The sequence below is a fragment of the Adhaeribacter terreus genome (assembly GCF_042657365.1).
In the GTDB taxonomy this organism is placed as follows: Bacteria; Bacteroidota; Bacteroidia; order Cytophagales; family Hymenobacteraceae; genus Adhaeribacter_A; species Adhaeribacter_A terreus.
On record NZ_JBHSKT010000002.1, the window covers coordinates 288,355 to 310,123 of the forward strand.

Genomic DNA, 21,769 nt, shown 5'->3' on the forward strand with positions numbered 1-21,769 from the left:
GGAGAAAACGCTAGCGGTTTGGGCGGAAAAAGTCAACCGCCCCCGAACCCCTCCTTGAAAAGGAGGGGAGTTTTTGGTCTCTGCTTCTTTTTGACTTATTGAACCTGAAAGCATATCGTTTTCTATTCGCACTCAAATTAAATAAAGCAATGCAGCAGCTCCCCTCCTAACAAAGGAGGGGCAGGGGTGGTTGATACAATAGCCGATCAAAAGTCCTCCCCTGTTTTTAGGGGAGGATTTAGGTGGGGTAAAAACGCTAAACCTTCAGTCTCAGAAACTCGACACCAAAACAAAAAAACTATTCCCGTCTGCTTTAGCTGACGAATTTCCAGAAAATAAAACGCGAATGTCCGATAAAATAAAGATCCTGCTGATCGACGACGACGAAGATGATTTCATCATTACCCGCGAGATCATCGACGATATTCCGGCGCGCAATTACCGCCTGGACTGGACACCTTCTTTTACCGAAGCGCTGGAACTGATCGCGCAGAAAAAACACGACATTTACCTGGTAGATTACCGCCTCGGCGCGCACGATGGGCTGGAGCTGATCACCAAAGCATTGGAAATGGGTTGCACCGCGCCGCTCATTTTACTTACCGGGCAAAGCGACCGTGAAACGGATGAAAAAGCGATGCGTTTGGGAGCTTCAGATTATTTGGTAAAAGGTGCGATCAGCCCGAATGAATTGGAGCGGTCTATCCGGTACAGCATTGAGCACGGCAAAACATTGCAGGAAATTCAGACGCTGAATACCGAGCTGGAAGAACGCGTAGAAAAACGCACAAACCAGCTGGCCGAAGCCATTAAAAAGCTCGAAAAAACGAACCGCAGTTTGCAGGAAGCGCAGCTCGAAATCCGGAAAGCGTTGCAGAAAGAAAAGGAACTGAACGAACTGAAAAGCCGCTTTGTAACCATCGCTTCGCATGAATTTCGCACGCCCCTGGCAACGGTACTTTCTTCGGCCAGTTTGATAGGCAAATACAAGAATACTGAAGACGACGACAAGCGCCAGAAACACGTAGACAGGATCAAATCGGCGGTGAGCAATTTAACCAGCATTCTGAACGATTTTCTGAGCATCAGTCGCATTGAGGAAGGCAAGATCTACAATGTGCCGTGCAGCTTTAACCTGGAAGTTTTTTGCCTCGAAATTACTGAGGAATTGCAGGGTTTCGTGAAAGACGGGCAGCAAATCCAGTATCAGCATTTCGGGGCGCAGAAAACCGTGAATCTGGACAAGCAATTGCTGAAAAATATTCTATTGAATCTGCTTTCCAACGCCAGTAAATATTCAGCCGAGGGCAAGCTTATTTATTTCACCACCGAAACCAAAAACGGCGCGCTCACCATTACGGTAAAAGACGAAGGCATTGGCATTCCGGAAGCCGATAAAGTGCATTTGTTCGATCCGTTTTTCCGGGCGCAGAACGTAACCAATATTCAGGGCACCGGCCTCGGGCTGAACATTGTAAAAAAATATGTCGATATTATGGGCGGAACCTTGGGCTACGAAAGCGAACTTGACCACGGAACCACCTTTATTGTAAATTTTCCCGCACAAACCTAACCTATGAAAAAGATCCTCCTGATAGAAGACAGCCAGGAAATCCGCGAAAATATTGCCGAAATCCTGACGCTGGCCAATTACGAAGTTGCCGAAGCTGAGAACGGAAAAGTGGGCGTAGAGAAAGCCAAAAAAGAGCACCCCGACCTGATCATCTGCGACATTATGATGCCGCAACTGGATGGTTACGGCGTTCTGCACATGCTCAGCAAAGATCCGCAAACATCCAGCATTCCGTTCATTTTCCTCACCGCCAAATCCGAGAAAGACGATTTCCGGAAAGGCATGAACCTGGGCGCGGACGATTATCTGGTAAAGCCTTTCGACGATCTGGAATTGCTGGATGCGGTGGAAATGCGTTTAAAAAAGAACGAGATTCTGAAAGCCGAATTCCAGAAAAATGCCGAAGGTCTGAACACGTTCATTGAAGAAGCGCGCGGACTGGAAGAACTAAACAAACATCTCACCACCGACCGCAAACTGACCGTTTTCAAAAAGAAACAACTTCTTTTTTCGGAAGGAAATTACCCGAATGCGGTTTATTTTCTAAACAAAGGCAAGATCAAAACTTTTAAAACCAACGAAGACGGCCGCGAACTGATAACGGACCTCTACAAAGACGGCGATTTTATTGGTTATTTAGATTTGCTGGAAGACAAAACCTACCGCGAATCTGCCATGGCGCTGGAAGATTCCGAAGTGATCATTATTCAAAAAGACGACTTCAACGCCCTGCTGCACAACAACCGCGACGTAGCCAATAAATTCATTAAAATATTAAGCGGAAACCTCGCCGACCGGGAAGAACGCTTGCTGAAACTGGCTTATAATTCCGTGCGCAAACGCGTATCTGAAGCCCTGCTTTTAGTGGTAAAACAATTTCAGGAACAGCACGGAAAAGCCACCGAGATCACCATTTCGCGCGAGAATTTAGCCAGCATTGTAGGGGCTTCCAAAGAAGCAGTAATTCGCACGCTTTCTGATTTTAAAGATGAAAAACTCATTGATCTGAAAGGCGGGAAAATTACGATACTAAACTTGGAGAAACTGCAGAAAATGCGGAATTAAGTTGTGAGTTTTTCAGGCTGAAACGATAGCGTTTTTAGCTGGAAAAATCAGTGGAACTTAGTTTTGAAATGGAAGCGCCGTAGCACAAGGTTTAAACCCTGCGCTACGGTTTTTTTAATATTCTTAAACGCTCTTCCGGATTTGTAATCCGGAAGTTCTGAGTTTTCGGATTTGCAATACGACTTTTTCGCAGAAAAAGCCTATTGTTTTTCGATTTAAGTATTTCATTTTTAGCGGCAGTGTAAGGCGGATTGCAAATCCAAAAGAGCAGTTTGTTTTTTTGCGTCATCCCGAACGAAGTTGAGGGAACTATCGCATACCGAACCTGTAGAGTTTTCGGCTTATACCTCTAGCGTTCCACCCCACCTAAATCCTCCCCTAAGAGCAGGGGGGGATTTTTTCTTTACTTCGTAGTTAACTTTTCTGCTGCAAGCCAACTAGGTCTTTCACTCGCGTTCAGGATGACAGAATTTTTAGATTTCACCCCATCAAACACAATAAAATCCCCGATTCCGAGTAGCTATTCCTGAAACCAATCCTTAACTTCGGGAAAATTTTAGTAAATACTTTTATATGAATAAGTTGAAAATAAAGCAGTTGGCGGTTGCTTTTCTGTTCGTGGCTAGTAGCAGCTCGCTGAAAGTGCAGGCGCAGATGTCGGCCAAAAAGATTGACCAATTGGTAGAAAATACCATGAAAACGTTTGATGTGCCGGGCATTGCAGTTTCGGTGGTGAAAGATGGTAAAGTGGTTTATGCCAAAGGGCACGGCGTGCGGTCATTGAACTCGAAGCAGCCCGTCGATGAAAATACGTTGTTTGCAATTGCCTCGAATTCCAAAGCGTTTCTCACGGCTTCCATTGCCATGCTGGTGGACGAAAAGAAAATGAAATGGGACGATAAAGTAACTGATTATATTCCTGAATTCCGGATGTATAATCCGTATGTGACTGAAGAATTTACTGTGCGCGATCTGGTTACGCACCGCAGCGGTCTGGGCCTGGGTGCCGGCGATCTGATGGCATTTCCGGATTCGAATTCCTTTACCATGCCCGAAATTATTCACAACCTGCGCTACTTAAAGCCGGTTTCCGCGTTCCGCACTAAATACGATTACGACAACCTGCTTTACATGGTAGCCGGCGAAGTTGTGGCCAAAGTGAGTGGTCAGCCGTGGGAGGTTTTCGTGGAAGAACGCATCATGAAACCGCTGCAAATGAACGCCAGCGCGGCCACGCATAAACGCCTGAAAGACAAAAGCAACGTGATCGATCCGCACGCGCCGGTAAACGGAAAAGTGCAGGTGGTAGATCGTTTCAACAGCCAGATCGGGCCGGCGGCCTGGGGCTTGTATTCAAACCTTACCGATATGAATAAGTGGGTTTTGATGCAGCTAAATGAAGGCAATTATGGCGAAGGCGGCAAGAACTGCTTGTTTTCTGAAGCTTCACAAAACGAAATGTGGAGCCCGCAGACCTTGCTGCCGCTGAGTTCTTATAACCCGTACAACAGTCATTTCCGAGCGTATGGTTTGGGCTGGTTTGTAACCGATGTGAAGGGAACCAAAGAAGTTTCGCACACAGGTGGTATGCCGGGCATAGTTACGCAGGTAACGCTGCTGCCAGAAAAAGAACTGGCCATTATTGTGCTTACCAACCAACAGTCGGGCTCGGCGTTTACGGCCATTACGAACCAGATCAAAGACAGCTACTTGGGCATTAAAAACACCGACCGGGTTAAAGAATACAACGACCGTCGTCTGGCTGGCGAAGCACATGCGGCTAAAATTGTAGCCAAAGTGGAGAACGATGTGAAAGAAGCGCTGGCGAAAAAATTGGGAACCTTGGAAACGGCGGCCATTTTAGGAACTTTTAAAGACAACTGGTTTGGCGAAGTGGAGATATTCGAAAAGGATGGCAAAACCTGGTTCAGATCGGCCCGTTCGCCGAAGTTGATTGGAGAAATGCTGCCTTACAAAGCTAACACCTACATCGTAAAATGGCGCGACCGCAGCCAGGATGCCGATGCCTTCGTAATGTTCAGCCTGGATCAGGATGGCAAAGCGACAAGCATGAAAATGAAACCGATTTCCCCGCTTACCGATTTCAGTTTCGATTTTCAGGATCTGGACCTGCACCGGATTGAGCCGGCTAAGAAAGCATCTTAAAAACGCTAGGGGTTTGGGCCTCGAAAGTCATTTATTTGAATTTCTTGTAGAGACGCAATACTTTGCGTCTCTTTTTTTTTAGCCATGTCGCAAGTTTAGGCGCAGCCGTAACTTATGACTGCATTGAATAGCCAGTTTATAATTGGCGGAAGCATTGCGACTTTTTTTGCTGCAAAACCTATCGTTTCAGGATAAAACTTTGTAAAGCATAATGGTTTTCAATTGCGACTTTTTTGCATTAAAAGCATAGCGTTTTCATAGCTGGCTTAATTTTTTGCCTTGCAGGCAAGGTCAGTTACAAACTGACCAAAAGAGAATCCATAAGTTGCGCTGTGCTAAACTTGCGGAATGAAACATGCTGAGAAACAAAGTTTTGCGTTTTTGCTTTTTTGCTTCAAAACCCTATCGTTTTCACCACCACAGTGATAACAATCTGACCGGAAACTGACTTTTGTCATCTTTTTGCGGCGGTATTCTTCGGAAATTTGTAGTGTATTTTAAAGCACTATGAAAGACCAGTTTAAAGCAATTACCTTATCGTATAAAAACGCACCAATCGCCATTCGCGAAGCCGTGGCTTTGAATGAGGGCGGGTGCCGGAATTTGCTGCAGAAAATAAAGGAATTTACCGGTTTGCAGGATGCTATGGTGCTTTCTACCTGCAACCGCACCGAGGTTTATTATGCCGCCGAGAAGGATCTTTCCCTCGAAATTATCAAGCTGATAGCCATTGAAAAAGGCTTTATTGCTACTAAAAATATTCAGCCATTTTTCCGGGTTTTAAATAATTCCGAAGAGGCTTACAAGCATTTATTTCACGTTGCGCTGGGTTTGGAAAGCCAGGTTACCGGCGATGTACAGATCCTGAACCAAGTGAAAAATGCTTACCGCTGGACTTGCGAAGAAAACATGGCTGGTCCGGTTTTGCACCGACTTTTGCATACCATTTTTGCGACGAACAAACGCGTGGTAAACGAAACGGCTTTCCACGATGGGGCGGCTTCGGTTTCGTATGCGGCCATGGAACTGGTGGAAGAACTTACGCGCCAACTCGAAAATCCACGCATTCTCATGATCGGGGTAGGAGAGATCGGAGCGGATGTTTGCCGGCATTTCAAGAAATCGAAACTTAACAATATTTTTATTACGAACCGTACTGCTTATAAAGCCGAAGCGCTGGCCGAAGAATGTCTGGCTACTGCCGTTCCTTACCAAAACCTGTGGCAGGAAATTGAAAAAGCTGACGTGGTAATTTCTTCGGTACCCGGCGATGCGCTATTTGTAAGCAAAGCCGAGATCGAGAAAATGGGCCAGCCGGTTTACAAATTTTTCATCGATCTGAGCATGCCGCGCAGCATCGATCCGGCGCTGGAAACCATGCCCGGGGTATTTGTTTACAACATCGATGGCATCCGCAACAAAGCTACCGAAGCGCTGGAACGCCGCATGGCCGCCATTCCGGAAGTGAAAAACCTGGTGTTCGAAGCCATTGCCGAATTTCAGGCCTGGACCCAGGAAATGGCTATTTCACCGGCCATTCAGCAGTTCAAGCAGAAACTGGAAGACATCCGGAACCAGGAACTGGCGCGTTTCATGAAAAAAATGAACGAGCAGGAAAAGGAACTGGTAGAAATCGTAACGAAAAACATGCTGCAGAAAATCTTAAAAGCACCGGTGTTGGAACTGAAAGCCGCTTGTCTGCGCGGTGAATCGGAAACGCTGCTGGAAAGTCTTAGCGCGTTATTCAATCTGGAAAAAGAAACAGCATAACCTAACTTAAAAAGTAATAGTTTGGTAAAAAGCTTCAGGCGTTTCGGCTGAAGCTTTTTTGTTTTTAGGAGTTTTTAAGCCGAAAACCATACCGTTTTTTTATCTGATTTTATGACTTTCACAGCTACGTTTCTTTTTCACGATTCCCTGAACGATTTTCTACGGAAATTCCAGAAACAGCAGCGTTTGGAATATAAATTCGAAGGAAAACCAAGCGTGAAAGATGCCATAGAAGCGCAGGGCGTGCCTCATCCGGAAATTGCGCAGATACTGGTGGATGGCGAGCCAGTTTCCTTTCAATATCTTCTAAAACCAAACGATTTTGTGGAAGTTTTTCCGGCTACCAAAAATCAGATTCCGGAAGCCAAATTGCTGCAACCCAAGCTTCCGGAAACGATAAGATTTGTGCTGGATGTGCATTTGGGAAAATTGGCCAAAGCGCTGCGCATGCTAGGTTTCGATACGGTTTACCGGAACGATCTGGATGATAAAACCATTGCCGAACTGGCGCAAAACGAAAACCGCATTGTACTTACCCGCGACGTGAATCTGCTGAAAATGAAAGCGATAAATTGGGGTTACTGGCTGCGGTCGCAATTTCTGGAAGAGCAATTAGCGGAAGTAATTCAGTATTTTAAGCTACAAAATAAGTTTGCGCCGTTTACGCGTTGCCTGGAATGTAACGGCCTGATCCACGAAGTTCGGAAAGAAGATGTTCTGGGAGTGCTGCCGCCCAATACCCGAAAGTACTTTAGCGAATTTTACCAGTGTGAAAGCTGCCGGAAAGTTTACTGGAAAGGTTCACATTATGAGCGGATGCAGCAGTTTATCGATAATTTTCAGTGAACATCAGAATCTTGAATAGAGCTTTGATCGGGAATGAAAACGCTATGGTTTTGGCACTAAAAAGTCAGATGCTGATAAATAAAAAAGCCTGCGAATGTTCTTCTCAGGCTTTTTCTTTAGGTTTTGAAATTACTTTAAACCTAATTTCTTTTTAACTAGTGGCGTAACGTCATGGCTTTCTTTAGAATAAATAAAGGCGCCGGAATTGGTGTCGAAAATGTAGTCGTAACCGTTTTCTTTGCCCACAGCTTTAACTGCTTTTTCGGCTTTATCCAGAATTGGTTTGAAGAGCGAAGCGCGTTTTTCGGCCACTTTCTGCTGACCGGCCATTTGTGATTCCTGCATTTTCAGTTCCAGCTCCTGAATTGCCTGAATCTTGGTTTGTTTCACCACATCGGCCATGCTTCTTTCCTGGGCCTGGAATTCGGTAACTTTTTTCTGATAATCAGATTGCATCCCACCTAGGTCTTTTTCCAGCGTTTTTACGTAGGCTTTCAGGCTGGCTTCCGCGCGTTTGGTTTCCGGCATAATTTCGATCAGGTCGGCGCTGTTTATATAACCGAATTTCTGACCCGAAGTAGCTTCCGGAGCAGGAGCAGTTTCGGTGGTGGTTACGGTGGTATCGGTTTCAATAAGCGCAGTAGTATCGGCGGTAATTACAGTCGGTTTTTCCGGTTCTTCAGTTTTGGCCGGCGTTTTCTCTACTGTTTTTGGTTTGTTGTCGCATGCCGAAAAAAGGCCAACGGCGAAAGGAAACGCGGCTAATAAAATAAGCTTCTTCATAATGCGGAAGGGTTTTTGATTTTTCCAGTTACAAAGAAGCTATATTTCAACGCGAAATCCTATTGGTTTTTTTGGGTTTCCGGCACAATTACTTTTTCAACTCCAAACCCTACCGTTTTTGCGCACGAAAGAAACAGATCTCAGAACCAAGCAGTTTTTAAGGTAAAAAGCATACCGTTTCGCCACAGAAAAATGAATTTCTAATGTCCTGAAAATCCTTAAATCCTGAAAATCCTGATCCTTAGTTCTGCGCGTTCAGGTTACTTACATATTTCAGTAAAATGCGTTTAGCCACCGGTAGCAGCGATTGTTCGAACGGGCAGGGCACTTTGGCAATAACCGCAAAAGTAGCCGGGTTAGGCAGCAGTTTATCTTTTTTAACCAGTTCCAGTTTCAGGTTTTCATATGTATCGGTCAGGCGGCGGTGTTTGCTTTCCAGAAAATCTAAATGCAGGCCGCGGTATTTTTCAAAGGAATTCTGAAAAACGGAAAGCTGGTAACGGTAAAGCCGCGTTTCTTTCTGCGGAAAAGTTTCCAGGAAAAGATAGCCGGCATCGTGGTAAATAGGCGTAATGCCAACCGGCGAAATTTCCAGGTTGTTCTCTATAAATTCATAGATCTCTTTTCCTTCCGAAAGGGCATTGGTGAACCGAGGCGCGGCAAATTCCATAATCTCTTCTATCTGTTGCATGGTTTCGTCGTCCTGCACAATTTTCTCGTACATCAGCTCCAGTTTTTCAAAATCGGCGCGGGTTATGCGTTGCGGAAATTGTTCGTAAACCAGTTTTTTATGTTCGCGCACCTGTTGCAGGTTGTGGTAATGCAAAATAAGATCGGAGAAAGCCGGGTAAAGCCGCTGGCCATCAAATTCCCTTTTTACGTTGGTCAGGTAATCGAGCAATAAATATTTTTTGTACTCAAAATCGATCAGGCCGTTAGTAAGCCAGTTTTCGGGTAAATTTTTCATAATAAAGGAAGTTCAACAGTTTTAAGTATTAAAACCCTACCGTTTGCAAGTAGTTTCGGGGTTTTTTACGGGAAATGCCCTTTAAAAAGATTCAATCGGGTTAACAATACGGCTGTTTAAAGAACGCTGCCGGAAACCCAAACGGTATGCTTTTCGGCACAAAAACTAAATGCGTTTCGGAAAGCCGCAGCTTTGTGTATTTTTACAAACCAAATTAAAGTCCGATCGCATGACCACTATAGAAGAATATATTGACGCCCAGCCCGAAAATTTGCAGCCGATCCTACACGAATTGCGCCAGCTGATTTTAATAACGGCTCCGGAATTTCAGGAAAGTCTGAAGTGGGGCATGCCGAATTATGGCTTGAAAAAGAACATTTGCTACCTCGCGGCCCAGAAAGATAAATACGTGAATTTCGGTTTCCACGAAGCCAATTTGCTGCACGATGCAGAAAACCTGCTGGAAGGAACCGGTGCCAAAATGCGCCATATTAAAGTTTATTCTTTAGCCGATATTAAAACCGAAGCTTTTCAAAACCTGATTCTGCAATCGCTTGAACAAGGCAAGGCGAAACCCGTTAAGAAAGCTCAGAAAACTGTTTCATGAAGATCCTGCTGGTAGAAGATGAGCCCAAAGTGGCCGCCTTTATTAAAAAAGGGCTGGAAGAACAAGCGTATGAAGTTGACCAGGCGTTCGATGGTTTATTCGGGAAAAAGCTGGCTTTGCAAAACGAGTACGACCTGATCATTCTGGACGTAATTCTGCCGCACGCCAGCGGGCTGGAAGTTTGCCGCGAGATCCGGAAACACAATACCAGCGTTTCTATTATGATGCTCACCGCGCTTGGCGCCACCGACGATAAAATTCTGGGCCTCGATTCCGGCGCCGACGATTATTTAGTAAAACCGTTCGAATTTAAAGAGCTTCTGGCTAGGATCAGAGCGTTAACCCGCCGCGCAACCGATGCCCCAACCGGCGAAGTGCTGAAAATGGCGGATCTGGAAATGGACCTTGCCAAGAAAACCGTTACCCGGGCCGGCCAACCCATAAACCTGACTGCCCGCGAATTTGCACTTTTGCATTACTTAATGCGCAACCGCGAACGTGTGGTTTCAAGAGTAGATATTATTGAGCAGGTCTGGGAAACTTCTTTCGATACCGGCAGCAATGTAATAGATGTGTACATCAATTTCCTGCGAAAAAAGATCGATAAAGATTATTCGCCCAAACTTATTCATACGTTGGTGGGCATGGGTTATGTAATGAAAGAGAACGAATAAATGAGCATCCGCAATAAATTAACCCTTCGCTTTGCCGGTATTTTTGCCCTTTTGCTGATCCTTTTTTCGCTCACGGTCTATTATTTTACTTCCGATTACCGGCAGCGCGAATTTTTTGACAGCACCCGCGAACGGGCGTTAGTTGCCGCCCATTTAATGCTCGAAGCCGATGAAGTTTCGGAAGCCCGGCACGAACAGGACCTGCGCTTGTTTTACCGCACTCTGCCCGAAGAAATTGTGCGCATTTATACCGAAGACGGCAAACTTTTTTTCGATGAAGGAAAAGGCGATTTACTCATTACTCCGGAATTCATTGAAAAAGTTAAACGCGAGAAACAGGTTGAAGAAGAACAGGATAACCGGCAGGTAGTTGGTATTTATTATCCCGATAATCAGGGAAATTTTATTGTTGTAGCTTCTGATATAGACCGTTTTAGTTTACGAAAGCTCCGCAATCTGAAAAACATCATGATCGTGGGTTTTTTTGCATCTATGCTGGTTGTGTTGGTCGCGGGTTGGTTCTTTTCCAAATCGGTATTGCAGCCCATTACCAAAATTGTTTCGGAAGTAGAGAAGATCAGTGCCCTGGATCTGCATTTACGCCTTACGGGCGCCGAAGGCCACGATGAACTTTCGCAACTGGCCAATACCTTCAATAAAATGCTCGACCGCCTGGAAACTTCATTCGAAATGCAAAGCACCTTTGTTTCCAGCGCTTCGCATGAATTACGCACCCCCCTCACGGCCATGATTGGTGAACTGGAAGTAGCATTAATGCAGAAACGCGAACCGGAAGAATACCAGCGCGTACTGGCCAGTACCTTAGACGATGCCCGGATGCTGGCCCGCCTTTCTAACGGTTTGCTGCAGATTGCCCAGGCCAGTACCGATGTTTCTACCATAAAATTAAAACCGCTGCGCTTCGATGAATTGATACTTTCTGCCCAACAGGAAGCCAAGAAACGCCAGCCGGAAATTAAATTTGAAGTAAATTTTGAAGCCTATCCCGAAGATGAAGAAGCTCTGATTCTGAACGGAAATGAATCGTTGTTAATGGTTGCTTTTCTGAACGTATTTGAGAATGCCGGCAAATTTTCCCGGAAAGGTCAAACGGTTTCTGCTTCTATTGGCATTGCAAAAAAAGGATTCACGGTTTTGGTTAAAGACCGAGGCATTGGCATTCAGCCAAACGACCTGGTAAATGTTTTTGTGCCTTTTTTCCGGGCGCAGAACGTACGCGATATTTCCGGCCATGGTATCGGGTTGCCGCTGGCCGAACGGATTATTAAACTACACCAGGGTACCATTCAGGTTAACTCTAAAATAGGGGAGGGAACGGAAGTTTTTGTTTATTTACCGGCCCGCCGCACATTTTAATCTCATTTTAATTTCGTTTTAACGCCAGCTTAATTCCGCCCTTTTAAGTTTGCATTGTGATTGAGGGAAATGTTCTCTTTTAAACAATTTAGCAAATTTAAATTATGGGTTCACGCCTGGCAAAATACAGAAGTTCATTTAAAAAAGATCTGCCGGCTGGTTTAGTGGTTTTCCTGGTGGCATTGCCGCTTTGCCTCGGAATAGCACTGGCCTCCGGTGCTCCTGCTTTCTCCGGCATTATTACCGGTATAATAGGGGGCTTAATCGTCGCTCTGCTTAGTGGTTCGGCGCTTAGTGTAAGTGGTCCGGCCGCGGGTCTTACCATTATTGTGCTGAATGGTATTACTACTTTAGGCAGTTTCGAAGCATTTTTACTGGCCGTTGTATTGGCTGGCGTTTTTCAGATCATTCTGGGGTTTGCCAAAGCCGGTATCATTGGTCTGTTCTTTCCATCTTCGGTGATCCGGGGTATGTTGGCCGCCATTGGTTTAACGCTTATTCTGAAACAGATCCCCCATTTCCTGGGTGCCGATAAAGATTTTTTCGGCGATATGAATTTCTTACAGGCCGATGGTGAAACCACTTTTACCGAACTATTTAATGCCTTTGGTAATATTCAGTTAGGTTCTCTGATCATCGGGGTTATTTCGCTGGCTATTATCATTATCTGGGATAGTGCCAGACTGAAGCGTTATACTTTTTTCCGGTTGGTGCCGTCGGCGTTAATTGCGGTTATTGTGGCAATTGTGTTAGGTTCATTCTTTGCCAATACCCCAATCTTGAGCATCAGCCCGGAGCATCTGGTTAATTTGCCGCAAATTCAGTCGGTAAATGATCTGATGCGCGAACTTACGTTTCCGGATTTCAGCCAGTTCACCAATATTAACCTGTACATTGTAGCCATTACAATTGCTATAGTTGCCAGCCTCGAAACCCTGCTAAGCGTAGAAGCGGTAGATAAACTGGATCCGCACAAACGGGTAAGCCCTACCAACCGCGAACTAAAAGCCCAGGGCGTAGGTAATATTCTGAGTGGTTTGCTGGGTGGTTTGCCCATGACGGCGGTAATTGTAAGAAGCTCTGCCAATGTAAATGCCGGTGGCCAAACCCGGGTTTCGGCTATGGTGCATAGTGTTTTTCTGTTGCTAAGTATTCTTTTTCTTGCAAATATTTTAAATCAGATACCTTTGTCGGCGCTGGCGGCAGTATTGCTGGTTGTAGGTTTTAAACTGACCAAGCCTGCACTTTATAAAGGCCAGTTCCGTTTAGGCAAAGAACAGTTCATTCCTTTCTTTGTAACCATTATTGCGATCTTGTTCTCCGATCTGCTGAAAGGCATTGGTATAGGAATGGTTATCGCGGTGTTTTATATTCTGCGGGCTAATTACCGTTCACCTTATTTCTTTAAAAAAGAAACCTATGCCGAAAGAGAAGTTATCCGCCTTAAACTGAGCGAGCACGTTTCGTTCCTGAATAAAGCCAGCATTGTACTTACCCTCGATCAGATACCGGCTAACAGTCATGTAATTATAGATGGTACGACTTCGGAAATAATAGACCACGATGTATTGGAAGCGATCCAGGAATTCAGAACCAAGGCCTACGAGAAAAATATTAAACTAGAGTTGCTCAACGTACCGGAAGTAGCAGTAGTAGCAGCTCACTAAAATTAAAATTTATAGAATATGTCATTAGATAAGCTTTTAGAAAGAAACCGCCAGTGGGTTGCGGAAAAAACTGCTGAAAACCCGACTTTTTTCGAACAATTCGCCGATGGTCAGAGCCCAAATTATCTGTTCATTGGTTGCTCCGACAGCCGCGTTTCAGCTAACGTGATCTGCAATACCGGTCCGGGTGAAATGTTTGTGCACCGTAATATTGCTAACCTGGTTGTGCATACCGATATCAATTTGCTTTCGGTGTTGCAGTATGCGGTAGAAGTATTAAAGGTGAAGCATGTAATTGTTTGCGGGCATTATGGTTGCGGCGGCGTGGCTGCAGCTATGAGCGATAAACAATTTGGTTTGATCGATAACTGGCTCACCAATATTAAAGACGTGATCCGTTTGCACGAAAGCGAATTTACCTACATCAAAGACGATGAGCAGCGCTTCAAACGAATGGTGGAACTGAACGTGATCGAGCAGGTTCACAACTTAGCTAAAACTTCTATCATTCAGAATGCCATGCGTACTAATAATCCGCCGCAATTGCACGGCCTGGTTTACGATATCCGGGAAGGTTTGCTGCGCGATCTGAAAGTTGATATCGGCGATTTCAAGCGTTTTAGTCACATTTACAATTCCAGCCCGGCTGTAGAAAAATAACGGCTCTCCTGATTCTTGCCGCAATATCCTGCCGTAATAGGGTGATGATTAAAAAAACGGTAGGTTTATAAGCAAAAAAAGTCCCGAAACATTTCGGGACTTTTTTTTATGCTAAGTAATTATGTTTTCAGCGGTTCCTACCACTCATAATCATCGCGGCGGGGAGAACCATATTGTCCTGGCCGGTTTCCGGAAGACTGATTGCCGGAATTACCATAGCGGCTGCGCTGCTGATAGCGTCTTTCTTCATCGCTGTCGTCTCCAACCCAACGGTCCCAGGCATTACTGATGCGGTTACCGATGTGTCCGAAAAAGCCTTCGTCTTCGTCGCGGTTGCGGCGGTATTCACCGCGGTTTTCGTAGCGGTTGCCATACGAAGAATTATCGTAGTTTTCTGAATAGCGATTCGCATTAGCATTGCCGTGGCTATAAGTCGGGTAGTGTTCCGGATGGTTCATCCAGTTTTGACGCACTCTGTTGTCTTCGTCGCCAGACCAACGATCCCAGGCATTGTTAATTTTATCGCCCCAGCGTTCTATGCGGTCTTCTGCGCGGTCTGCCCAGTTCTCCATACGGTTACCGGCACGATCTGCCCAGTTTTCGGTACGATCCTGCCACGAGCGGTTTTCGCCGCGGTACATATTTGAAGGGGAATTATAGGAATCGCGGTTGCCGTATTGTTCTCTTGAACTTTGCTGGCTCCAGCTTCCACCCTGGTTTTGCGGACGGATCTGGCTGTAACGGTTACTTTCGTAGCTGCCTGAATTCTGATTAGAAGGCTGCTGCGATTGGCTCCGGGATGAATAACCGCTGCCATAGAAACCTGGCTCGGTAGAAAAATTATGATCTGAAGCATCTGTGTCGCGGCTTGAACGGCCATAAACGCTACGACCGCCGCGCGCATTACTTTCGTTACTTCCGTAATCGCTTCTTCTTGAACTTTCATCGCCTGAACGATACGTATTGAACGCATCGTAACCAATATTCTCGTGTCTTCTCATTTTGTGATGATTTTTAAAGTGAATGATAAATTGGCTGCCTGATGTTGAAAAAAGCAGTGAGAAGTTTTACGGCTCTACCAGACTTTAAGTTTAAGATTTTAACCCTTACCCTTTTATTTTCAGCAAATTATTAAACTGCTTAAATAATATTTATAAATATTAAACAGATACGCTTAAACGTGAAACTTGTGAGTGATCAATAAAAGAAAGTATTAAACGGTCAGATTCCGGAATGAAATTGTAGCGATTTTGGTTAAGAATAGCTGAAACCTGGGTTTTATGATTTTCTAATGAAGAACCAGGTTATATTTCGCTGATAAAGATCCGGGATTTCAGACAGGTTATTTAGCCAGAAAAATGTTGAAAGGGTTTCGAAAAATTCAACATTTTACGTGAGTAGCCCCAGAAATGTTGTAAAAAGGCCATTTTTGTTGGCAAAAACCTAAACTTACTTCATATAATACTAAACTATTTTGCAAAAGAAGTATGTTATAAGGGTGCAATTAGCAATTAAACATTCATCACAAGAAATTATGAAATTTTCAAGCATAGCGATCTCATTTGCAATTTTAACTTTAACAGGTTGTAAAAATATATTTGATAAGGAAGAAGTTGCAGTTGATGGATCAACACCATTTACTAAAGTAGCTGCACCGGCAGCTGAAAACGTTTATAATGCATCAGAACCGTTTAAATTACAGGGTAATTTCTCGGATAAAGATAATATTAAAGAATTAGACGTTAACTTGGTTCGTCTGGATGGTAAAACCGGTAGCGAAAGCGTGGTATCATTCCAGCGTAAGCCAGATGTTCACTTTTATCAGTTAGATACCTTGTTGGCTCCGAATACGTTAGCTCCAGGTAACTATCAGCTGAGCTTCCGTTCAGTCGACGGTCGTAAGAACGAAGGTACTACAGCAATTAAATTCTCGGTAAATTAATTCCGATTGGAATTCACAACATATAATTAGTAAAAAGCGGCCTGCGTAAAGCGGGTCGCTTTTTTTGCTTTAAACCCTACCGTTTTTATTGCGGTTTTCAGGCTTTAGGGAAAAGGAAATGCCAGCTGAAAAGCGTATATTTGTTAGTTTTTTGAGGTATAATTTAAAAGGTTCGAGTTGAAAGTCTGCATTGCCGAAAAGCCTAGTGTGGCCCGCGAAATTGCTACGGTTTTGGGCGCCAAAACTAAAATGAATGGCTATTTTGAAGGAAATGGCTACCAGGTAACCTGGACGTTCGGGCACTTTTGCCAGCTCCGCGAACCGGAAGATTACCGGCCGGAATGGAAACGCTGGACATTGACAGAATTGCCGATGGTTCCGGAACGTTTCGGGATAAAGCTTATTAATAATTCTGGCGTTGCGCAGCAATTTGGTGTAATTAAGAAGCTGCTCGAAACGGCTACGGAAGTAATAAACTGCGGTGATGCCGGGCAGGAAGGGGAAGTAATTCAGCGCTGGGTTTTAACCGAAGCCAAATTTAACAAGCCTTTCAAACGACTCTGGATCTCGTCGTTAACCGAAGAAGCGATCCGCCAGGGGTTTGCCAAACTGAAAGATGGCAGCGAATTCGATCTGTTGTACCAGGCCGGGAAAAGCCGCGCCATTGGCGACTGGCTGCTAGGTATTAATGCAACGCGTTTATTCACAATTAAATACGGCCAGAACCGGCAATTGCTTTCTTTGGGGCGGGTGCAAACACCAACTCTGGCCATGATCGTGAACCGCTGGCACGAGATCCGGAATTTTAAACCGGAACCTTTCTGGGAACTTAAAACCCGCTACCGCGATACGAATTTTAGCTATGTGAAAGGCAAATTTCAGCAGGAAGAAAAGGCGCTGGTGATTCTGGAAGCTATAAAAACGGCTGAACTGGTGATCACGAATGTGGAAATTAAAAAAGGCATTGAAAGCCCGCCGCGTTTATTCGACCTTACTTCTTTGCAGATCGAGTGCAACAACAAATTCGGGCTTTCGGCTGATGAAACGCTGAAAACCGTGCAGAGCCTTTATGAGAAAAAAGCTGTAACCTATCCACGCGTTGATACCACGTACCTGCCGGATGATATGTACCCGAAAATTCCCGGAGTTTTAGGAGGTTTGCCGGGGCAATATCAGCAACTGGCGGCGCCGCTTTTGGCAAATAAGATCCGGAAATCGACGAAAGTTTTCAATAATAATAAAGTTACCGACCACCACGCTATTATTCCTACCGGCGATGGCGCTCCCAATTTATATGGCGCGGAAGGCAACGTTTACGATGTGATCACCAAACGTTTTTTGGCCGCTTTTTATCCTGATTGCCAGGTAAGTAACACGACCGTTGAAGCCGAAGTGGCCACGCATCCGTTCCGGGTGAAAGGCAAGCAGATTCTGGAGCCGGGCTGGCGTGTGGTTTACGATAAAGAAGATCCGAAAAAAGAAGCAACTTCAGAAAAAGAAGGGGAAGAAGAACTGGCAATTTTGCCGGCCTTTACACAAGGCGAAAGCGGTGCGCACGAACCGTGGCTCGATAGAAAAATGACCAGTCCGCCGAAAGATTTTACCGAAGCTACTTTGCTGCGCGCCATGGAAACGGCGGGTAAACAAGTGGAAGACGATGAACTGAAAGAAGCGCTGAAAGAAAACGGGATTGGCCGCCCTTCTACGCGCGCTGCCATTATCGAAACGCTTTACAAACGGCAGTACATTAAAAAAGACAAAAAGAAAATTATTCCCACGCAGGTTGGCATCGATCTGATAGGCGTAATTCAAAACCCCACGCTTACTTCGGTGGAACTTACCGGGCAATGGGAGAAAAAGCTGCGGCAGATAGAAAGTGGTGCTTTTAAGCCTGAAGAATTTATGGCTGAATTGCAGCAACTGGTTTTTGAGGTGGCAAGTGAAGTGAAATATGACAACCGCAACCTGAAAATTGAAGCGCCGGCCGAAACATCTGCCAAGCCTGCTGCAAAAGCCCAGCCCGCCACTAAAAACGCTACGGAAAAGGCCGAAAAAACTGCCAAACCGAAAGCGGAAAAAGCAGAAAAACCTTCTAACGGCGAATTAGGAACCTGCCTAGCTTGTAAAACCGGTAAAATTCTGAAAGGGAAATCGGCGTTCGGTTGTTCGCGTTGGAAGGAAGGCTGTACGTTCAGAATTCCGATGGAATGGCACGAAAAAACGCTGACGGAAAAGCAGGTGATTGCCCTTTTAAAGAACAAAAAACCGGTGCTGAAAGGTTTGCTGGCGCAGAATAACGAAAAATTTGATGCCGCCTTATTTCTGGACGAAAAATTCGAATTGCAGTTCGAGAAAGTAGCTGCCGGGCCAAAAGCAGACCCGTTTGAAAAATGCCCGGCCTGTAAACAAGGCAAGGTTCTAAAAGGAAATGCCGCTTATGGTTGCAGCCGGTTCCGGGATGGATGTACGTTACGGTTGCCGTTTGAACTGGCCGGAAAAACGCTGAGTGAAAAGCAAATTACGGAGCTGCTTCTAAAAGGGAAAACGGCTAAAATAAAAGGCTTTACATCGCCAAAAACCGGCAATAAATTCGATGCGCAACTGGTGCTGAACGAAGAAGGGAAAGTTACTTTTTTGTTCTGAAATCCTAGCGTTTTACCGGTATAAAACCGCAATTCAAAACCTTGAAGGTGTTTTTACTTTTGAGGTTTTTTTGTTACAAAACGCTATCTTTCCAGAGACAAAAACTGTTTATAGATTTTACGTAAGCAGTATTTCAGCTTGATTAAACCGCTATTGATATGGAAAACACGCTTGATAAATTAAAAAAGGCTTCGGAAGATTTGATGTTCCTGAGCGAATCAGATTATCCCTTCGAAACGGTATCGTTTCCGGCCGAAAAACTCAGAAATCTGGAAGAAGAAAACCTGAAGCAGGCGCTCAATTTACCGGCGGAAACCACAATTGAGAAGCAGGATCTTACGTATTTCTTGCGCAACCAAACCCGTGATCTGCCGGAATATTCGGATGAAGAAAAAGCGCTCGCGCAGCGTTTTCAGGAACTGGAAAAGGTATTGATGCAGGAACTGCAAAATGTAACAGTTTTTCGGGTTGGCCAAACCCAGGTAGATGCTTATATATTAGGAAAAATGGTTGATGGCAACATTGGTGGGCTTAAAACAAGGCTGATAGAAACCTGATATTTTCATTGCAAATTTTTTAAAACCCGGACTGAATAAGCCCGGGTTTTTGCGTTTAAAATGGTACCGTTTTTTTTAATATTTTCTGGAATCAAGGTTTAAAGAATTATGTGAAACGTTGAAACATTTTAGTGAATATCTTCCTGTTTTTGAACCTTGGTTAATAAATAAATTGCTGAAAATTAGGGTGTAATAATATTGTTTTAGTCGGTCTGTAACTACATGGAAGGAGTACCGGTATAGTGAATATCATAGAATTCCTATTATGCTAAAAGCAATGTATTTTTCTTGTTTCCGTAGGCTGGCTGTTATGGTTTGCCTGCCTTTATTAATTGGTTTTTCCGCTTGCAACAAATTTGAATACAGCCCTAACGAAGTACGGCTGGATGAGGAGGAAAAAGATCTGACCCGCAAAAATCTCGATAAAATTCAGGCATTGGGCCTCGACAAAAAAAGCACTTTCCGGTTTGCAGTTATTTCCGATACGCAGCGTTTTTACGATGAGCTTGAAGATGCAGTAAAAGCACTGAACCAACGCAACGATCTCGATTTTGTGATCATTAACGGCGATATCAGCGATTTTGGTGAGATAAAAGAATACCGTTGGGTAAATGACCGGATGCAAAAACTAAAAACCCCGTACCTGACCGTGATCGGGAACCACGATTGTCAGGGCAACGGCAAGAAAATATACCAGGCTATGTACGGCGTTTATAATTATACCATGAATATTGGCCGCAACCGCTTTGTATTCATTAACACTAACTCTCTTGAATTTGACGAACCGGTGCCTGATCTTAATTTTTTCCGTAGTGCTTTACAAGATACCGCCAATTTTGACCAGGCATTTGTTCTCGCGCATATTGCTCCGGATGATCCTGATTTTGACCGTAATCTGGAAAAAGAATTTACCCGTATTTCCGGGGAGCATAAAGTAAAAGTTTCAATTCATGGCCACCGGCACCTTTACGAAGCACCCGCTAAAAACTATGGCGATGGCGTAGATTACCTGATCGTGGGTAGCGTGCAAAAGCGTGGTTACGAAGAAGTTACTGTAACAGGCAGCCAGGTAGATCTGAAACGAATTTTATTTTAAGCTTAAATTCCGAATGAAAAATATTATTAAATACTGCTTGTTGCTTTGCATTTTATGCGGTTCATTTAACCTTCTGGCTCAGGATTCGCATACTTCCGATACTGACCGCAGATGGTATATTCCGGATCACGCAGTTGCTCAGTTTGCCGGTAATATCGGTTTGGTTTCTGTGGGGGTTGGGTATAGTTATCTGAACGACAAAGTGCAGACCGATATTCTTTACGGCTTTGTACCTGCATTTGAGTCGAAGACCAGCATTCATATAGTAACTGCCAAAAATGCATATCATCCGTTTGCCATTGATTTAGCCAATGATTATGTTTTTGAACCGCTCCGGATCGGTGCCGGAGTAAGTTATTCGGCGGGGCCGCAGTTTTTTACCAGATTACCTAAACGTTACCCAAACAGGTATTACTGGTGGGCTTCCAGTTTACGTTTAACGCCATTTTTAGGAATGAGCATCAGTAAAAAGGTAGGGCACGAGGCCACGATTGTTAAACGCGTACAGCTTTACGCTGAGCTGGGATCTACCGACCTGGATATTGTAAGTAAATTTGATAATGAAACAATTCCTGTCTGGGATATTCTGAATCTGGCAATTGGTACCAAAATCGTATTTTAATCGTATGGAGGAATTAACAATTTAAACCTGAAAAAGATGGAAATACATCACTTACAATGGTCTCTAATTTTTTTCGGTTTAGCCGCGAGCATTGGCTTGTACATGTTTAGCAGGGTGCTCCAGGGCAAGCCCCGCCAGAACGGCGCCATGCTGATACATGGCTTATTTGCCGCTGTTGCCATTGGTATTTTATTCTATTTCAGTGCGCAGGAGGTTAATTCGGAAATACCGTATGCCAGCATTTTCTTTTTCATTATTGCCATATTCGGCGGAGCATTTATGGCCATGTGGGATAAGATCATGAACCGTAAAATGCCGCGTTATTTTCCCCTGATGCACGCCGGAGCAGCTGTAACCGGCATTATTCTGCTCATAATATTTATGGTGCAGCACAGCTAAAAACCGATATTAATTTCGAAAAGGCGGTTCTGTTATTTAAAAATTTCCTGATTAAATTCGTGTAATTCATTTAAAGAACTGACGTAAATGCCTGGTCTCGGAAAAATGTTGGTGCTGGCCGGAATCGGTTTGGCGGTGCTTGGTCTTATTATCTGGCTGCTCGGCGATAAACTGCATTGGTTTGGGAATCTGCCCGCGATGTGCGCTACGAAAGCAAAAAAGTACGTGTTTATTTCCCGTGGGTAACCATGTTACTGCTCAGTATTTTGTTCAGCGTAATTATGTGGCTGGTGCGCCGCTTTTTCTGATTTAATATTCTTTGAAAACGGTAGGGTTTTAGGCTGAAAAAGTCTGA

At 44.5% G+C, this 21,769-nt stretch carries 19 protein-coding genes and 1 pseudogene; 17 read left to right on the top strand and 3 right to left on the bottom strand.

What is annotated here, in order from left to right:
* Window positions 1–346: 346 nt before the first annotated feature.
* The 5 genes from ACFPIB_RS04165 to ACFPIB_RS04185 all read left to right on the top strand — a co-directional run bounded on the left by ACFPIB_RS04165 (window position 347) and on the right by ACFPIB_RS04185 (window position 7,420).
* The gene (locus ACFPIB_RS04165; RefSeq protein WP_378016173.1) at window positions 347–1,573 is read left to right on the top strand and encodes an ATP-binding protein; all 1,227 of its coding nucleotides are present in this window, start codon (window positions 347–349) and stop codon (window positions 1,571–1,573) included.
* A 3-nt stretch (window positions 1,574–1,576) separates the two neighbouring features.
* Window positions 1,577–2,638 (top strand): response regulator, encoded by a 1,062-nt coding sequence (locus ACFPIB_RS04170; RefSeq protein ID WP_378016174.1) that lies wholly within the window; start codon window positions 1,577–1,579, stop codon window positions 2,636–2,638.
* 573 nt (window positions 2,639–3,211) lie between these two features.
* A complete protein-coding gene (locus tag ACFPIB_RS04175; RefSeq protein ID WP_378016175.1) occupies window positions 3,212–4,804 on the top strand; it encodes a serine hydrolase in 1,593 nt (530 codons plus the stop codon).
* Between the two features lie 507 nt (window positions 4,805–5,311).
* A complete protein-coding gene (hemA, locus tag ACFPIB_RS04180) occupies window positions 5,312–6,574 on the top strand; it encodes a glutamyl-tRNA reductase (protein ID WP_378016176.1) in 1,263 nt (420 codons plus the stop codon).
* Between the two features lie 111 nt (window positions 6,575–6,685).
* Window positions 6,686–7,420, top strand: a complete 735-nt coding sequence (locus ACFPIB_RS04185) for a Mut7-C RNAse domain-containing protein (RefSeq protein WP_378016177.1) — start codon at window positions 6,686–6,688, stop codon at window positions 7,418–7,420.
* A gap of 129 nt (window positions 7,421–7,549) precedes the next feature.
* On the opposite strand, the gene ACFPIB_RS04190 is transcribed toward ACFPIB_RS04185, so the two are convergent.
* The gene (locus ACFPIB_RS04190) at window positions 7,550–8,203 is read right to left on the bottom strand and encodes an OmpH/Skp family outer membrane protein (RefSeq protein ID WP_378016178.1); all 654 of its coding nucleotides are present in this window, start codon (window positions 8,201–8,203) and stop codon (window positions 7,550–7,552) included.
* Between the two features lie 241 nt (window positions 8,204–8,444).
* Entirely contained in the window at window positions 8,445–9,170 is a 726-nt protein-coding gene (locus ACFPIB_RS04195) for a hypothetical protein (RefSeq protein WP_378016179.1), read from the bottom strand.
* Between the two features lie 229 nt (window positions 9,171–9,399).
* Here ACFPIB_RS04195 and ACFPIB_RS04200 point away from each other — a divergent pair, with 229 nt between their 5' ends.
* The 5 genes from ACFPIB_RS04200 to ACFPIB_RS04220 all read left to right on the top strand — a co-directional run bounded on the left by ACFPIB_RS04200 (window position 9,400) and on the right by ACFPIB_RS04220 (window position 14,155).
* Window positions 9,400–9,777 (top strand): DUF1801 domain-containing protein, encoded by a 378-nt coding sequence (locus ACFPIB_RS04200; RefSeq protein ID WP_378016180.1) that lies wholly within the window; start codon window positions 9,400–9,402, stop codon window positions 9,775–9,777.
* The gene (locus tag ACFPIB_RS04205) at window positions 9,774–10,451 is read left to right on the top strand and encodes a response regulator transcription factor (protein WP_378016181.1); all 678 of its coding nucleotides are present in this window, start codon (window positions 9,774–9,776) and stop codon (window positions 10,449–10,451) included. The genes ACFPIB_RS04200 and ACFPIB_RS04205 overlap by 4 nt, the downstream gene beginning before the upstream one ends.
* Window positions 10,452–11,828, top strand: coding sequence for a HAMP domain-containing sensor histidine kinase (locus ACFPIB_RS04210; protein ID WP_378016182.1), 1,377 nt, complete (start codon window positions 10,452–10,454; stop codon window positions 11,826–11,828).
* Window positions 11,829–11,932: 104 nt separating this feature from the next.
* On the top strand, window positions 11,933–13,495 hold the full coding sequence (locus ACFPIB_RS04215) for a SulP family inorganic anion transporter (RefSeq protein ID WP_378016183.1): 1,563 nt from the start codon (window positions 11,933–11,935) through the stop codon (window positions 13,493–13,495).
* An 18-nt stretch (window positions 13,496–13,513) separates the two neighbouring features.
* Window positions 13,514–14,155: a carbonic anhydrase gene (locus tag ACFPIB_RS04220; protein ID WP_378016184.1), complete on the top strand. Its 642-nt coding sequence runs from the start codon at window positions 13,514–13,516 to the stop codon at window positions 14,153–14,155.
* Between the two features lie 137 nt (window positions 14,156–14,292).
* On the opposite strand, the gene ACFPIB_RS04225 is transcribed toward ACFPIB_RS04220, so the two are convergent.
* The gene (locus tag ACFPIB_RS04225) at window positions 14,293–15,156 is read right to left on the bottom strand and encodes a hypothetical protein (RefSeq protein WP_378016185.1); all 864 of its coding nucleotides are present in this window, start codon (window positions 15,154–15,156) and stop codon (window positions 14,293–14,295) included.
* A gap of 473 nt (window positions 15,157–15,629) precedes the next feature.
* Here ACFPIB_RS04225 and ACFPIB_RS04230 point away from each other — a divergent pair, with 473 nt between their 5' ends.
* From ACFPIB_RS04230 to ACFPIB_RS04260, 7 genes and pseudogenes are all read left to right on the top strand, one after another.
* Window positions 15,630–16,097 (top strand): hypothetical protein, encoded by a 468-nt coding sequence (locus ACFPIB_RS04230; protein WP_378016186.1) that lies wholly within the window; start codon window positions 15,630–15,632, stop codon window positions 16,095–16,097.
* Between the two features lie 177 nt (window positions 16,098–16,274).
* Window positions 16,275–18,740: a type IA DNA topoisomerase gene (locus ACFPIB_RS04235; protein ID WP_378016187.1), complete on the top strand. Its 2,466-nt coding sequence runs from the start codon at window positions 16,275–16,277 to the stop codon at window positions 18,738–18,740.
* Between the two features lie 158 nt (window positions 18,741–18,898).
* A complete protein-coding gene (locus tag ACFPIB_RS04240) occupies window positions 18,899–19,297 on the top strand; it encodes a nuclease A inhibitor family protein (RefSeq protein ID WP_378016188.1) in 399 nt (132 codons plus the stop codon).
* A 277-nt stretch (window positions 19,298–19,574) separates the two neighbouring features.
* The gene (locus ACFPIB_RS04245; RefSeq protein WP_378016189.1) at window positions 19,575–20,393 is read left to right on the top strand and encodes a metallophosphoesterase family protein; all 819 of its coding nucleotides are present in this window, start codon (window positions 19,575–19,577) and stop codon (window positions 20,391–20,393) included.
* Window positions 20,394–20,406: 13 nt separating this feature from the next.
* Window positions 20,407–21,015 (top strand): hypothetical protein, encoded by a 609-nt coding sequence (locus ACFPIB_RS04250; protein ID WP_378016190.1) that lies wholly within the window; start codon window positions 20,407–20,409, stop codon window positions 21,013–21,015.
* A gap of 36 nt (window positions 21,016–21,051) precedes the next feature.
* Window positions 21,052–21,414 carry a hypothetical protein gene (locus ACFPIB_RS04255; RefSeq protein ID WP_378016191.1) on the top strand — a complete coding sequence of 121 codons (363 nt, stop codon included), beginning with the start codon at window positions 21,052–21,054 and terminating at the stop codon, window positions 21,412–21,414.
* A 105-nt stretch (window positions 21,415–21,519) separates the two neighbouring features.
* A pseudogene (locus ACFPIB_RS04260) lies at window positions 21,520–21,722 on the top strand (DUF2905 domain-containing protein).
* Window positions 21,723–21,769: the final 47 nt, after the last annotated feature.

Excerpts from the sequence above, each read along its gene's own strand:
- ACFPIB_RS04165 (WP_378016173.1), top strand. The coding sequence starts at position 347 with ATGTCCGATAAAATAAAGATCCTGCTGATCGACGACGACGAAGATGAT.
- ACFPIB_RS04170 (WP_378016174.1), top strand. The coding sequence starts at position 1,577 with ATGAAAAAGATCCTCCTGATAGAAGACAGCCAGGAAATCCGCGAAAAT.
- ACFPIB_RS04175 (WP_378016175.1), top strand. The coding sequence starts at position 3,212 with ATGAATAAGTTGAAAATAAAGCAGTTGGCGGTTGCTTTTCTGTTCGTG.
- hemA (WP_378016176.1), top strand. The coding sequence starts at position 5,312 with ATGAAAGACCAGTTTAAAGCAATTACCTTATCGTATAAAAACGCACCA.
- ACFPIB_RS04185 (WP_378016177.1), top strand. The coding sequence starts at position 6,686 with ATGACTTTCACAGCTACGTTTCTTTTTCACGATTCCCTGAACGATTTT.
- ACFPIB_RS04190 (WP_378016178.1), bottom strand. The coding sequence starts at position 8,203 with ATGAAGAAGCTTATTTTATTAGCCGCGTTTCCTTTCGCCGTTGGCCTT.
- ACFPIB_RS04195 (WP_378016179.1), bottom strand. The coding sequence starts at position 9,170 with ATGAAAAATTTACCCGAAAACTGGCTTACTAACGGCCTGATCGATTTT.
- ACFPIB_RS04200 (WP_378016180.1), top strand. The coding sequence starts at position 9,400 with ATGACCACTATAGAAGAATATATTGACGCCCAGCCCGAAAATTTGCAG.
- ACFPIB_RS04205 (WP_378016181.1), top strand. The coding sequence starts at position 9,774 with ATGAAGATCCTGCTGGTAGAAGATGAGCCCAAAGTGGCCGCCTTTATT.
- ACFPIB_RS04210 (WP_378016182.1), top strand. The coding sequence starts at position 10,452 with ATGAGCATCCGCAATAAATTAACCCTTCGCTTTGCCGGTATTTTTGCC.
- ACFPIB_RS04215 (WP_378016183.1), top strand. The coding sequence starts at position 11,933 with ATGGGTTCACGCCTGGCAAAATACAGAAGTTCATTTAAAAAAGATCTG.
- ACFPIB_RS04220 (WP_378016184.1), top strand. The coding sequence starts at position 13,514 with ATGTCATTAGATAAGCTTTTAGAAAGAAACCGCCAGTGGGTTGCGGAA.
- ACFPIB_RS04225 (WP_378016185.1), bottom strand. The coding sequence starts at position 15,156 with ATGAGAAGACACGAGAATATTGGTTACGATGCGTTCAATACGTATCGT.
- ACFPIB_RS04240 (WP_378016188.1), top strand. The coding sequence starts at position 18,899 with ATGGAAAACACGCTTGATAAATTAAAAAAGGCTTCGGAAGATTTGATG.
- ACFPIB_RS04245 (WP_378016189.1), top strand. The coding sequence starts at position 19,575 with ATGTATTTTTCTTGTTTCCGTAGGCTGGCTGTTATGGTTTGCCTGCCT.
- ACFPIB_RS04250 (WP_378016190.1), top strand. The coding sequence starts at position 20,407 with ATGAAAAATATTATTAAATACTGCTTGTTGCTTTGCATTTTATGCGGT.
- ACFPIB_RS04255 (WP_378016191.1), top strand. The coding sequence starts at position 21,052 with ATGGAAATACATCACTTACAATGGTCTCTAATTTTTTTCGGTTTAGCC.